General features: G+C 72.3%; 11 protein-coding genes. 6 read left to right on the top strand and 5 right to left on the bottom strand.

Annotated elements, in window-relative coordinates; genetic code table 11:
- Positions 1-78 precede the first annotated feature (78 nt).
- Positions 79-1,128 (top strand): LacI family DNA-binding transcriptional regulator, encoded by a 1,050-nt coding sequence (locus ACZ41I_RS00380; RefSeq protein ID WP_363213999.1) that lies wholly within the window; start codon positions 79-81, stop codon positions 1,126-1,128.
- A 20-nt stretch (positions 1,129-1,148) separates the two neighbouring features.
- Here the strand turns inward: ACZ41I_RS00380 and ACZ41I_RS00375 are convergent, their stop codons facing one another.
- Both ACZ41I_RS00375 and ACZ41I_RS00370 read right to left on the bottom strand, forming a co-directional pair.
- A complete protein-coding gene (locus ACZ41I_RS00375; protein ID WP_399768831.1) occupies positions 1,149-2,393 on the bottom strand; it encodes an FAD-dependent monooxygenase in 1,245 nt (414 codons plus the stop codon).
- 146 nt (positions 2,394-2,539) lie between these two features.
- Positions 2,540-2,806 carry a hypothetical protein gene (locus tag ACZ41I_RS00370; RefSeq protein ID WP_363213997.1) on the bottom strand — a complete coding sequence of 89 codons (267 nt, stop codon included), beginning with the start codon at positions 2,804-2,806 and terminating at the stop codon, positions 2,540-2,542.
- Positions 2,807-3,155: 349 nt separating this feature from the next.
- On the opposite strand from ACZ41I_RS00370, the gene ACZ41I_RS00365 reads away from it, so the two are divergent.
- The 4 genes from ACZ41I_RS00365 (at position 3,156) to ACZ41I_RS00350 (ending at position 7,959) form a co-directional block, all read left to right on the top strand.
- Positions 3,156-4,085, top strand: a complete 930-nt coding sequence (locus ACZ41I_RS00365; RefSeq protein WP_468512821.1) for a GNAT family N-acetyltransferase — start codon at positions 3,156-3,158, stop codon at positions 4,083-4,085.
- 146 nt (positions 4,086-4,231) lie between these two features.
- Positions 4,232-5,032: a sugar phosphate isomerase/epimerase family protein gene (locus ACZ41I_RS00360; protein ID WP_468512820.1), complete on the top strand. Its 801-nt coding sequence runs from the start codon at positions 4,232-4,234 to the stop codon at positions 5,030-5,032.
- Positions 5,033-5,164: 132 nt separating this feature from the next.
- Positions 5,165-6,412, top strand: coding sequence for an MFS transporter (locus ACZ41I_RS00355; RefSeq protein WP_468512819.1), 1,248 nt, complete (start codon positions 5,165-5,167; stop codon positions 6,410-6,412).
- Positions 6,413-6,540: 128 nt separating this feature from the next.
- Positions 6,541-7,959, top strand: coding sequence for a S28 family serine protease (locus ACZ41I_RS00350; RefSeq protein WP_399768821.1), 1,419 nt, complete (start codon positions 6,541-6,543; stop codon positions 7,957-7,959).
- A 7-nt stretch (positions 7,960-7,966) separates the two neighbouring features.
- Here ACZ41I_RS00350 and ACZ41I_RS00345 read toward each other — a convergent pair whose 3' ends face one another.
- Together ACZ41I_RS00345 and ACZ41I_RS00340 are read right to left on the bottom strand one after the other, a co-directional pair.
- Positions 7,967-8,575, bottom strand: coding sequence for a hypothetical protein (locus tag ACZ41I_RS00345; RefSeq protein ID WP_399768819.1), 609 nt, complete (start codon positions 8,573-8,575; stop codon positions 7,967-7,969).
- Positions 8,576-8,687: 112 nt separating this feature from the next.
- Positions 8,688-10,541 carry a glycoside hydrolase family 3 protein gene (locus ACZ41I_RS00340; protein WP_399768817.1) on the bottom strand — a complete coding sequence of 618 codons (1,854 nt, stop codon included), beginning with the start codon at positions 10,539-10,541 and terminating at the stop codon, positions 8,688-8,690.
- Positions 10,542-10,941: 400 nt separating this feature from the next.
- Here ACZ41I_RS00340 and ACZ41I_RS00335 point away from each other — a divergent pair, with 400 nt between their 5' ends.
- Entirely contained in the window at positions 10,942-13,251 is a 2,310-nt protein-coding gene (locus tag ACZ41I_RS00335; protein WP_468512818.1) for a DUF3376 domain-containing protein, read from the top strand.
- A gap of 76 nt (positions 13,252-13,327) precedes the next feature.
- On the opposite strand, the gene ACZ41I_RS00330 is transcribed toward ACZ41I_RS00335, so the two are convergent.
- Positions 13,328-13,732, bottom strand: a complete 405-nt coding sequence (locus tag ACZ41I_RS00330; RefSeq protein WP_399768812.1) for a hypothetical protein — start codon at positions 13,730-13,732, stop codon at positions 13,328-13,330.
- Positions 13,733-13,750: the final 18 nt, after the last annotated feature.

Raw genomic sequence — 13,750 nt, 5'->3', positions numbered from 1 at the left:
AAGTCCGCTCGGAACCAGGAGCAGGACCTGCCTGTCTACGAGGGCGTACGACACAATGCGCGACCGGAGGACGACGACATGACGGTGACCCTGGCGGATGTGGCGGCCCGCGCCCAGGTCTCCCCCGCGACGGTGTCGCGCGTACTGAACGGCAACTACCCGGTGGCCGCCTCCACGCGCGAACGGGTACTGCGGGCGGTGGACGAGCTGGACTACGTCCTCAACGGCCCGGCGAGCTCCCTCGCTGCGGCCACCTCCGATCTGGTCGGCATCCTCGTCAACGACATCGCCGACCCTTTCTTCGGCATCATGGCGAGCGCGATCCAGGCCGAGATCGGGGGCGTCGGGGGCGGCCGCGCGGGCGGTGAGCGGCTCGCGGTGGTCTGCAACACGGGCGGCTCACCGGAGCGTGAGCTGACGTATCTGACCCTGCTGCAGCGGCAGCGGGCGGCGGCCGTGGTGCTGACCGGCGGGGCCGTGGAGGACGCGCCGCACGCGGCGGCGGTCGCGGCGAAGCTGCGCAAGCTCACGGAGGCCGGGACCCGGGTGGTGCTGTGCGGGCGGCCGCCGGCGCCCGACACCGGCGCCGTCGCCCTCACCTTCGACAACCGGGGCGGTGCCCGCCGGCTCACCGAGCACCTCGTCGGCCTCGGCCACCGCCGCCTCGGCTACATCGCGGGCCCCGAGGAGCGTACGACCACCCGGCACCGCCTGGAGGGCCACCGGGCGGCGCTGGCCGCGGCGGGCATCGAGGAGGACCCGCGCTGGACGGTGCACGGGCGCTACGACCGCCAGTCCGGTTACGAGGCCACGGTGGAGCTGCTGCGCCGCGATCCGTCGCTGACGGCGGTCGTCGCCGCGAACGACTCCGTGGCGCTGGGAGCATGCGCGGCGTTGCGGGAGTCGGGGCTGAGGATTCCGGAGGACGTGTCGGTGGCCGGGTTCGACGACCTGCCGTTCAGCATCGACGCGGTGCCTTCCCTGACGACGGTGCGGTTGCCGCTGGCGGAGGCCGGGGCGCGGGCCGGGCGGGTCGCCATGGGGCGGGAGGAGCCGCCGCCCGGGGGTGTTGCGGCCGTGCAGGGGGAGTTGATGGTGCGGGGGTCTTCGGGTGTGCCCCGCGTCTGAGCTGCCGTGAGGCGTCCCGTTCACTGCCGACCGGGAAGTGTCCGGCCCAGCAGCGGCAGCGCGGCCTCGCCCCTGCGGCGGTCCCTGTACCAGCGCCTTCCGGTGTCGTAGGCCCGCCGGGCCCGGCGTACCGCGGCGATCTGGGTGGCGAGGTGGACCTGGTAGCGCCAGGGGTGCTGGCGGCCCTGGCGTACGGACATGGCGTAGGCGAAGGAGACCGGGTCACGGTCCAGGTAGTCGTCCAGCTGCTCGAACCAGGCCATGCTGGAGCGCGCTCCCGCCTGCACGGGGTGCAGTTCCGCACGGCGGTGCCGGTCGTACTCGCGCAGCGCCACCTGCGTATCGGGGTACCGCGCGAGGCTGTGGGCCAGCACGATCGCGTCGATCATCGCCAGCCGGGTCCCGGAGCCCAGCGTGAAGTGTGTGGTGTGCGCGGCGTCGCCGGCCAGGACGAGGTTGCCGTCGGCGTCGTCGTACCACGTCTTGTTGCTGATGTGCTGGAACCGCTGCCACTTCGCCGGTTCTCCGCGTGCGCTGCTGATCAGGGAGTGGCCGTCGAGGGCACGGTGGAAGATCTTCTCCAGCAGGGGCAGGGCGTCGTCCGGTTCGAGCGTGTCGAGGCCCAGACCCTGCCAGGTCTGCGGTGAGCACTCGACGATGCAGGTGCTGATGCCGCGGATCGACGGGTAGGCGTGGAACCAGATCCAGCCCGCGGGGGTCTCCTCGAAGTCGAACACGAAGCTGGCGAACTGCCGGTCCGTGCCGAGCCAGATGTAGGGGTTGCGGCCGGTCTCGATCCGGGTGCCGAAGTGGTCGGCACGGCTTTGCCGGATCCGGCTGCCCGCACCGTCGGCGGCCACGACCAGGTCGGCCTCCGGCAGGTCGGCGGGGTCCGTGAGGTTCTGTCCGTGCCGGACGTCGACGCCGAGCGCCCGCGCGCGCCGGGTCAGTACGTCCAGCAGGGCCGCGCGGCCCATGCTGTAGCCGTAGCCACCGAAGTACGCCGTGCCGTCGTGCCGGCTGCCGTGCAGGCGGATCTCCTGGTCCTGCCAGAGCACGGAACCGGCGCTCACGGCGCGGGCGCTCTCGGGGTCGTTGCGGTGCAGGATGTCCAGCAGGTCGTTCCAGTACACGACGCCCCAGCCGTAGGTGGCCTCCGGCGGGTCGCGCTCGATGACGATGATCTCGTGCCCGGCGTCCCTCAGCTTCGCGGAGATGGAGAAGTACAGCCCGGCCGGGCCTCCGCCCACGCAGACGATCCTCATCAGGTCCTCCCACCGCCGTCACGGCCAGGGGCCCGGAAGGCCCCCTCCGTCCCGCACCGCAGATGTCCGACAGGGATCCGGGCGCCCCATGGGTCGGGCACCCGGATCTCCTGTCGTGTCAGAGGGTGTCGATCGCGACGGGCGACTCAGTAGTCGTCGTCGTCATCGCCCCAGCCCCAGCCGCCGTGGTCGTCTCCTCCTCCCCAACCGCCGTCGCCGTGGTCGCCGTGGTCGCCCCAGCCGCCGCCGTGGTCGCCTCCGCCCCAGCCACCACCGTGGTCCGAGGCTGCGACGTGGTCGGGGGCGGCAGCAGTGGCCGCGCTGACGGCTCCGGCTCCGGCGGCGATGGCCAGGATCGGCGCCGAGCAGACCGCGATGGCCACTCTCTTGATGCGGGTGGTGTGCGCGCGCATGATGAGCCCCTCTCCGGAGGGTGTGATGGATTTCCGGCGGCCGTGACGGGCCGTCAGTCTGCGCTCCGTAGCCTGCGCGTAGCTCCGTGCGTGATCGCGCCGCCCGTGATGTGCTCCGGCGGCGGATCGTCACTCCCGATGCAGAACGGGCATATGTGACGTTTGTTCTTAAACTACGACGAGGTTGCGACGAAGTCAAAACGAGCGGGCCGGCGCGGAGAGGCAGCGGGAGCGAGGCCCAACTTCCCGTACGCGTATGCCGTTTCCCCGGCCGTGGACGCGGGCGGGCAGCGGGTTTACGCTCGGACGGGCGATATCTCTGACTGAGTCAAGCATCCGGGGGCCGATCATGACCGTGCAGGACGTCCGCGCCTTCAACCGCTTCTACACGGGCGTCATCGGCGCCCTCGACTACGGCCGCCATCTCTACGCCCCGTACACCCTCACCGAATCCCGCGTGCTGTACGAACTCGCCCAGGTCCCGCACCTGGACGCGGCCGACCTGCGCGCACTGCTCGGCCTGGACGCCGGGTATCTGAGCCGGATCCTGAACAAATTCGAGGACGCCGGGCTGATCGAGCGCGGACCCTCCGAGAACGATCCGCGCCGGCGGCGGGTGCGGCTCACCACGCGGGGTCACGAGGCCGCCGGGCTGCTGGACGAGCGGGCACGGGACACGGTCGGGGCCCTGCTCGACACCGTGGCCACGGCCGACCGGCCCCGCCTCGCGGAGGCCATGCGGACCATCCAGGACCTCCTCGGCGAGGGGCGCGCCCGGTCCGGCGAGGTGGTGCTGCGCGAGCCGCTTCCGGGGGACCTCGGCTGGATCGTACAGCGCAACGCCGCGCTGTACGCGGCCGAGTACGGCTGGAACGCCGACTACGAGGGGCTGGTCGCCCGGATCGTCGCCGACTTCGCCGGGGATCACGACCCGCATCTGGAGCGGGTGTGGATCGCCGAGCAGGGCGGGCGGCCGGTGGGCTGCGTGATGTGCGTACGGGACGACACGCCCGCCACCGCGCGGCTGCGGCTGCTGCTCGTCGAGCCCGAGGCCCGCGGGCACGGCATCGGGGACCGGCTGGTGCGGGCCGTGATCGACTTCGCGCGCGAGGTCGGCTACCGCGACCTGGTGCTGTGGACCAACGACGTGCTGAGCGGCGCCCGCCGCATCTACCAGCGCCACGGCTTCGTCCTCGCCGCCGAGAAACCGCACCGCTCGTTCGGCAAGGACCTGGTGGGTCAGGACTGGCGGCTGGAGCTGCGCGCGACGGGCGGATGACCGGCGCACCCCTCGTCCTCGGCACCGAGAACCCCAGCACTCCCTCGCTGAGAAGCTCACCGGCCGGAACCGGCGGCGAGCGACTGACGGCCGGGACTGGCGGCGGTACTGCGCGGATCGGGCGTGTGGCGAGTAGGGTCCGCCCCATGAAGCTGGCGTTCTCCACTCTCGGTGTCCCCGGCCTGCCCGTCCCGGAGGTCCTCGCGCTCGCGACCGCGCACGGCTATCACGGAGTCGAACTGCGCGCCCACCCGGAGGAGCCGGTGCACCCCGGCCTCTCCCCCGCCGAACGAGCCGAGACGGCCGCCCTGTTCAAGGCGGCCGGAGTCGAGGTGCTGGGCCTCGCCGGGTACGCACGTGTCGCCGCGCCCGGCGCGGACGCACCCGTACTGGCGGAGATCCGGGACCTCCTCCACCTCGCCCACGACCTGGGCGCGCCCTTCGTCCGGGTCTTCCCCGGCGCCGACCCCGAGCGTCCCGCCGAGGAGTCCGACGCGCTCGCCGCCCGGCGGCTCGGCACCGCCGCCGAGGACGCTGCCGCGCTGGGGGTGCGGATCCTGCTGGAGACGCATGACTCGCATCCCACCGGTGCCGACGCGATCCGCGTGCTGGGCCCGGTCGGCCATCGGCAGGTGGGTGCGCTGTGGGACGTGATGCACACCTGGCTGGGTGGCGAGCAGCCCTCCGACACCTATGCGGCGCTCGCTCCGCACCTCGGGTATGTGCAGGTCAAGGACATCGCGTCGGCCGACGACACGGCGCCGCTGCCGCTGGGCTCGGGGGTGCTGCCGCTCACCGAGTGCGTGGATGTGCTCTTGCGGCGCGGGTGGGACGGATGGCTGTGCTGGGAGTACGAGAAACGGTGGTACGAGGCTGCCGCCCCGCTCGCGGGGTTGCTGGATGCGGGTCGGGAGCACATGCTGCGCTTGCTGGACGAGGCGGCCTAGGCCGACGGGGCCCAGCCCGGCGCCCTCGCGGCGCAGCCGCATGTCGCACACAGCCCCGCGCCGCCACCGGCGCTGCCCCGCACCCCGGTTAATTCGCTGGCCGGAGCGCAGGCGCCCGGCTAGCCTCCCCCGGTGATTCGGGGCTCGCTCATCGACATACGGCCGCTGCGCACCTCGCCCGTCTTCCGGCGGCTGCTGATCGGGCGGACCGTGTCCACGCTGGGTGGGTTCATGACCGTGGTGACGGTCATGTACCAGGTGTGGGACGTGACCCGCAGCACGGCCTGGACCGGCGCGGTCGGGCTCGCGCAGGCGCTGCCGCTGGTGGTGTTCGGGCTCTTCGCGGGGGCCTGGGTGGACCGGGCGGACCGGCGGCGGATCTTTCTGACGGCGACCGTGGGCCAGGCGGCCTGTTCCCTGCTGCTGGCCGTGCAGGGTTTCACCGGGCATGTCCCGGTGGTGGCCGTCCTCGCGCTGGTCGCCGCGCGGTCGGCGTTCGGCGCGCTGGGTGCCCCGGCGGCCGGGGTCTTCGTGCCGCGGCTGCTGCCCCGGGACCAGGTGGCCGCCGGTCTGGCCCTCAACCAGATCACCGGCCAGGCGATGCTGCTCCTCGGTCCGGCGCTGGGCGGTGTGCTGCTGGGCTGGCTGGGTCTCGGCACCTGTTATCTGCTGGACGCCCTCAGCTTCGGCCTCGCCTTCTACGGCGCGTTCGGGCTGCCCGCGCTCCCTCCGCAGGGCGAGCCGTCGCGGGCGGGCGTGCACGGGGTGCTGGACGGGCTGCGGTTCCTGGCCGGGCACCGGGTGGTGCGCGGCGCGCTGATCACCGATCTCGCCGCGACCGTGCTGTCCTTCCCGGTCAGTCTGTTCCCGCTGGTCAACGCCGAACGGTTCGGCAACGACCCGCGCACCCTCGGTCTGTTCCTGTCGGCTGTGGCGGTGGGCGGGATCGCGGCGACGGCGCTGTCGGGGGCCGTGACCCGGCTCGGCCGGCCGGGCGCGGTCATGCTGGGCGCGGCGGCCGTGTGGGGCGCCGCCCTGGTCCTCTTCGGGCTGACGACGAACCCGTGGACCGGCCTCGCCCTGCTCGTCCTCGCGGGCGCCGGGGACACCCTCTCGGTCGTCTCCCGGTCCACGATCGTGCAGACCCGCACCCCGGACGCGCTGCTCGGCCGGGTCACGGCGGCCGAGCAGATCGTCGGCCAGGCGGGCCCCGACCTCGGCAATGTGCGCGGCGGCCTGGTCGCGGGCTGGACCTCCGGCGCGACCTCGCTGATCACCGGCGGTCTGCTGTGCCTGCTGGCGGTGGCGACGGTCGCCGCGACGACGCCCGAGCTGAGGGAGCAATCCGCGCCCTCCATGGAGCCGACAGCAGCTGACTGACCATCAGCGACGGCCCCGGAACACGCGTCTCCCGCCGTCTCGCGCAAATCCCCCTGGCGTGACACCAGTTGCTCCGATAGCTTCCGGCGCACATGTGTCTCACAACAGTCACCCAGGGGAGAGTGCGCATGCACAAGGTGCTCAGATGGCTGCTGGCGCTCGCGGTGTTCATAGGCACGCTGAGCAGCACAGCGGCCGGCGCGGCCACCGCCGCACAGTCCGGGCCCACCGACATCAAGGACCGGCTGCTGTCCATACCGGGCATGAGCCTGATCGAGGAGAAGCCGTACCCCGGCTACCGCTTCTTCGTCCTGAACTACACCCAGCCGATCGACCACCGGCACCCGGAACGCGGCACCTTCCAGCAGCGGATCACCGTGCTGCACAAGGACACCAGCCGCCCGACGGTCTTCTACACCAGCGGCTACAACGTCTCCACGGCCCCCTCGCGCCGCGAGCCCACCCAGATCGTGGACGGCAACCAGGTCTCCCTGGAGTACCGCTTCTTCACTCCGTCCCGCCCCGACCCCGCCGACTGGTCCAAGCTGGACATCTGGCAGGCGGCCAGCGACCAGCACCGGGTCTACCAGGCGCTGAAGCCGGTCTACGGCGGCAACTGGCTCGCCACCGGCGGCTCCAAGGGCGGCATGACGGCCACGTACTACGAGCGGTTCTACCCGCGTGACATGGACGGCGTGGTGGCCTATGTCGCCCCCAACGACGTCGTCAACGACGAGGACTCCGCCTACGACCGCTTCTTCGCGCACGTCGGCACCAAGGAGTGCCGGGACCGGCTGAACGCCGTCCAGCGGGAGGCGCTGGTGCGCCGCAAGCAGCTGGAGCAGCGGTACGCGCAGTACGCCGCCGGCAAGGGCTACACCTTCGACACCGTCGGCGGGCTGGACAAGGCGTACGAGGCGGTCGTCCTGGACTATGTGTGGGGCTTCTGGCAGTACAGCCTGCTGAAGGACTGCGACACCGTCCCGGCGAACGCGGCCACGGCGAGCGACGAGGAGATCTGGAACTCGGTCGACACCATCTCCGGTTTCTCCGCCTACACCGACCAGGGCCTCGCGCAGTACACGCCGTACTACTACCAGGCGGGGACCCAGCTCGGCGCTCCGACCATCCACTTCCCGCACATCGAGCGCACGTTGATCCGCTACGGCTACCAGCCGCCGCGCAACTACGTGCCCCGCTCCATCCCGATGCGCTTCCAGCCGTACGTGATGCGGGACGTGGACGCATGGGTCCGGCACCACGCCACGCACATGCTCTTCGTGTACGGCCAGAACGACCCCTGGGGTTCGGAGCGCTTCCGGCTCGGTTCGGGTGCGCGTGACGCGTACGTCTTCACGGCGCCCGGCATGAACCACGGCGCGAACGTGGCGGGCCTGGTGCCGGATCAGAAGGCTCTCGCCACGGAGCGCATCCTGGAGTGGGCCGGAGCCTCCTCCACCGCCGTGGCCCGGGCGAAGCCCCTGGCCGGCTTCGACGCCGGGCTGGACGTCCGGGATCCTGAGCGCGAGCCCGCGCTGAGGCCGTAGAGGACAGTCACACCCGCCCGGCGCAGCCCACCGGGTTCCGGCCGCCCAGCTGGACGTACAACGACGTCGACGCCGGGCAGTCCTCGCGGGCCGGCGCCGCCCTGGTGATCCGGTACTGGGGCCGGTGTCCGCCGGAGCCGTCGCAGGGCGTCTCGCGGACCTGGCCCTCGCCGGAGGTGTACACGCAGTCGCCGGGGATCGTGCGCGGGCCGCCCCCGCCGCCGGGGTCGCCGGGGTGCGGGGGCTCCAGGTTGCGCATGCAGGCGTAGCCCTGGGGGATGGCGCCGTCGCCGTCCTCGTCGCCGGCTGCGGCCTGGGCGCTGATGTGCAGCACGAAGTCGGTGGTCGTCGGGCACGAGGGGCCGTCGCTCGCCGCGCCGTCGTAGCGGGCGACGACCCTCGCCGCCGCCCGCTCGCTGGTGCAGGGCACCTCGGTGAAGCTGGTCGTGCCGAAGGAGCTGCACTCGCCGACCGCGAGGAACTCGGCGCCGTAGCCGCTGGTCGCGGCGGGGGTGGGGCGGGCGTCGCCGACGGGGGCGCCCGCCGGGGCCCGGCAGCCGGTCAGCAGGACGGCCAGCAGCAGGCACGCGAGTCCTGCGGCACCCTTCCCACGCATGGCAACCCCCCTGACACCCCGGTCCAGCGTGGCCCTTGGCAGTGCGGCCACGCCAGACATGCGGGCGGGTTTCCGCCCATTGGGGGTATTGCGCCCGGTGTGTGGCGTACGGCTAGTACGTCAGCCCGTGCCCGATCGGGTACAGCACCTGCGTGGGGTCGTCGGCCCGCTGCACCGGCACCGGCAGCCTGCCGCGCGGCGCCACGCGTCCGGCGATCACGCGTGCGGCGGCGCGCACCTCGACGTCCGTCCAGCCGTAGGACGCCAGGCAGGCCTTGACGGCGGGGAGTTGAGCCACGTCGTAGGGGTTGCGGACGGCGAGGGCGACCAGGGGGCTGCCGGTGTCCAGCAGGTGGTCCACCAGCGTCTGCTGGGCACTGCCTGCCGTCACGTTGTACGTCGCCACGATCACCGCGTCCGCGTCCTGCGCGGCCGTGACCGCCTTGGCGATGGTCGCGGCGGAGGGCGAGGTGCCGGTGGACAGGGCCGTGGCGGTGAAGCCCAGCTCGGTGAGGGCGGCCGCCAGCACGGCGGTGGGCGGGCCGGTGGTGCCGGAGGGGGAGGCCGGGTCCGCGCCGACGACGAGGAGGCGGGGCTCGGTCCGGGGGTCGAAGGGAAGCGTGTGGTCCTCGTTGACCAGCAGGGTGGTGGTCCGCTCGGCGATCCGGTCGGCGGCGGCCAGGTGCGCCTTGGTGCCCACTGTGCGCTCGATGCGGTTCCGGTCGGTGTACGGGTCGTCGAGGAGACCGAGCCCGGCTTTCAGACGCAGGATGCGCAGGATCGATTCGTCCAGCCGGGACTCGGTCAGCTCGCCCTCCTGGACGGCCTTCAGCACGGCGTTCCAGGCCACGTCGAGGTACGGCGGGTTGAGCAGCTGATCGACGCCGGCCTTCAGCGCGAGCACCGGCACCCGGTCGTCGCCGTACTTGGTGCGGACGCCCTCCATGCCGAGGGAGTCGGTGATCACGACGCCGTCGTAGCCGAGTTCGCCGCGCAGGATGCCGGTGAGGATCGGGTGGGAGAGGGTGGCCGGGTCGCCGGAGTCGTCCAGGGCCGGGAACTGGATGTGCGCGGTCATGATGGAGTCGATGCCGGCGGCGATCGCCTCCCGGAACGGTACGGCGTCCAGCTTCTCCCACAGGTCCCTGCTGTGGGTGATGACCGGGAAGCCGGTGTGGCTGTCGACGGCGGTGTCGCCGTGGCCCGGGAAGTGCTTGGCGGTGGCCGCGACCCGGGACTTCTGATAGCCCCTCACCTCGGCGGCCACCAGCGCGGCGACGGCGTCCGGGTCGGCACCGAACGACCGTACGCCGATGACCGGGTTGGCCGGGTTGACGTTGACGTCGGCGTCCGGGGAGTAGTCCTGGTTGATGCCCATCGCGCGCAGCTCGGCGCCGGAGATGCGGCCGAGGGTGTGCGCGTCTGCGCGGGAGCCTCCGGCGCCGATCGCCATCGCGCCGGGGAAGAGGGTGGCGGGCTTGCCGACCCGGCAGACCGCGCCGTGCTCCTGGTCGGTGGCGATGAGCACCGGCAGGCCGCGCGGCTGGTCCAGACTGGCCTGCTGGATGCCGGCGGACAGGTCCGCGATCTGGTGCGGGTCACGGGTGTTGTGGGCCCAGGTGAAGTAGATGATCCCGCCGACGCGGTACCTGGCGATCAGCTCGGCCGCGGTGCGGACGCCGATCTCCTTGAGGTTGGCGTCGATGTCGGCCTGGTCGGGGGCGGTCGCGGAGTGGCCGTAGACCCGCATCACGAAGAGCTGGCCGACCTTTTCCTGAAGCGTCATCCGGGAGATCAGGGCGCGCAGCCGGCGGTCCTCGCCGGCTGCGGCGGCGCGGGCGGTCGTCGGTACGGTCAGCGCGGCGGTGAGGCCCGCGGTGGCGGCGAGGACGGCGCGTCTGGACGGCCGTGCGGTGTTTCCCGTGCTTCCCGTGCTGGTGTCGCTTCCCGTGCTGGTGTCGGGCACGTGCGCTCCTTCCAGAGGAGAACCGCTGAAGGAAACTTCCGAGGAGTCACCAATATCCAGGAAGTTTCTTTCCGTCAAGGGAATGCACAGTAACCGCAGAAGGGGCCGCCACCGGCGCAGGGGAGGGGGGCGCGCCGGTGGCGGCGGGCTGTCGGCCGCGCCGCGGCAAAGAGGGTGGGTCGGCGTTCGCGGCCAGTCGCGAAGGGCCGACACCACGGCACGGGGACTCGTCCGGCAACCTGCGCGTTGGACGCAACCGACCCGCGCCGGGTTCCGTGCGGGCGCGCCGTCGCCCGGACGGACCGCCCTCGGTGGCGCCTGCCCCGCAGGACGGCGAGGCTGGGGCCGTCATGACCCAAGGCGGATCGGTCCGGGCGTCCGGCCCGCTGGAGGAGGCCGCATGCACGACCGGAAGCGGACGCCGATCTCCGAGCGGCTGCACCGCGCCCACGCCGCGGTGCTACGGCGCGGCTCCTCCGACCCGCCGAGGGCCGAACACCGCATCGCCCTCGTGATGAACGGCGGCGTCAGTCTCGCCGTGTGGATGGGCGGCGTCACCCATGAACTCGACCTGCTCCGGCGGGCGTCCAGGGGGGACCCCGCGAGCAGTGTCCCGCCGGAGGAACGCGAGGTCTTCCGGATCTGGCAGCAGGTGGCGGAGGACGCCGGGGCCGAGGTGAAGATCGACATCATCTCCGGCACGTCCGCGGGCGGCCTCAACGGCCTGCTGCTGGCCACGGCCATCGCCCGTGGATCCCGGCTCGTGAACCTCCGCGACCTGTGGCTGCAGGTCGCCTCGCTGGACAAGCTGTGCCGGACCGGGCGCCGGGCCCGCAGGAAGACCCTCCTCGACGGAAGCTGGTTCGAGAAGAAGGTGACGGAAGCCCTCGCCGACCTGCTTCCGGGACGGCAGCAGCTCTCGGAACGCGTCACGCTCTTCGTCACCGCCACCGCGCTGGACGGCCGTCACCGCACCTACGAGGACAGCGCCGGCAGTGCCTTCGGCGTGCGCGACCACCGCCGCATGTACCGGTTCCGCAATGAGCCCGAGACCTTCGGCTATGTGGAGCGGGGGACCGCGTGGGAGCTCGACGAGTCCGCCTTCGACGACTTCGCCGACACCCGCCTCCGGGCCCTGGCCAGGGCGGCACGCGCCACGGCCGGCTATCCGGTGGCCTTTCAGCCGGTCAGCGAACATCCCCTCCTCGACCACCGGGTCCACCCGGAGAAACGGCTCGACGTCCCCGCGAGCTGTGTGATGGACGGTGGTGTCCTCAACAACGCGCCCTTCACCCCGGTGCTCGACGAGATCACCGAACGCCGCGGCGGCCCGGCCGAGCGTGTCCTCATGTTCGTGGTCCCCTCCGGCGGAATGCCGGCCGACGAGGCGGTCAAGAACCAGCGGTGCCACGACATCGGCATCGTGACGGCTGCCTGGAGCGCACTCAACTACCCCCAGGAGGTCGACTTCCGTTCCGGGATCGACGACGTACAGCTCCGCCTGGAACTCAGCGGGCCCAGATCCCAGGACGAACTGCTGGAGCGGCTGCTCGACCCCGGCCGGGGCCACGAGGAGGAGCGCGCCATGCGGGAGGCGGCACAAGCGCTGTACGCCGAGTACCGCAGGGGCCGGGTCATGGCCGTACGGAGACGGCTGGCCCTCACCAATGCGCGGGTGACCGCGCTGAGAACCGCCGAGGGGCCCGACGAGCGCACCCTGCGCGAGATCCTCGCGCTGGACCTGCTGTGGCTGCCGCCCGCCGACGCGACGAGCCTGACCGAGCCCGGCCTCCAGGAGTGGCGCTGGGGTCTCACCCCCGCGGAACGCCTTCTGCAGGGCCTGCTGTTCCAGCTCCATCAGCTGCTCGACGCGGCACGCCAAGCCGCGGACCGGACGAGGGAGAGCAGGGCCGCCGCCGCGATCCGGCTCGTCAACGACAGCCTGTTGAAGGTCATCGCCGTCAACGAGGCCGTACGCGAGAAGACGCGCTGGGACGAGTGCCCGCCGGGGCCCTGGGAGGAGGCGCAGCGGCTCGACAAGGTGTTCGCGGATCTCTCGGTCCCGGCACAGGCCGGGAAGCAGGTGCGTGAGGCCGCGGCCTGCTTCCTGGAGACGGCGCACGCCGACGGCCGTTACGAGCGATGGGAGCGACCGGAGGACGTGGTGGCCGCCATGCTGGTGGTGGAGGTCCTCACCCAGGCCTTCGCCCCTCCCGCGCGGGCCATGGAGAAACTCTCCCCCGACTTCCGGTTCCTGCGGCTCGGCCCGGACGACATGGGCCCCCTGTTCAACGAGGACTGGTCGGTGGGCCTGGGCGGCAAGAAGCTGTACGGGCTGCGCTGCTACCACTTCGCCGCGTTCATGAGCAGGAAGTGGCGCCATTACGACTTCACCTGGGGCCGGCTCGACGCCGCCCATCACCTGCTCGGTCTGCTCAGGGGACAGCAGGACGGCGAGGAGACCGAACGGCGGCTCCACGAGGCGATCCTGCGGGCGGAGACCCCGCCCGGGAAGGGCGACCCCGTCGCGTACATGAGGGCCCGCCTGAAGGAACTCGTGAACATGACCGACGACGAGATCCTGGTGCACGGGCTGCCCGCCAGGACGGTGCGGAACCTGCTGCACCCGCTGGGCCGTTGGCGGCTCCTGGGCGATGTGCTGGTCCGGGGATACCTGTGGCGCGCGCGACGGCGGGGCCGCCGCCGGTGAGACCGGCGCGTGCGGTGCCCGTCCTGCGCACCCGGGGCGCCGGCCACGACGACCCCGGGTGCGTCCGCACGTCAGCTCAGCACAGGATCCATCCCGAGTCGACCGACCCGCGCGTTCCCACCGAGCCCTTGACCCATACGCAGCGACGGCCGGCGTGGACCGTCACCGGGCCCGCGAGCAGCCGGTAGCGCCCCTTGTCGACGACCGGGCGGCCGCCACGGACCTGGACGCTGACGGACATCGTCTGGGTGGTGCCGGGGTGCCGGGCGACGGTGACCGCACAGACGTAGCCGTCGCGCTTGTAGACGTGTGTCACCCCGCTGCTGAACTGCCGGGTCCACACCTCGCGCCCGGCGCAGCCGCCGGCCGTGCCCGCCGCCGCGGCGGTACCGGATGTCACAAAACCGAGCACGCCGGTCGCGGCCAGCACTGCCGCGCCGAGCGCCAGGCGTCGGCGTATCCCACCACTGTCCACTGTCATCCTCCCCGTATGTGGTCG

The sequence above is a fragment of the Streptomyces sp. NPDC030799 genome, from assembly GCF_055572255.1.
This window is presented reverse-complemented; position numbering and strand designations above follow the sequence as displayed.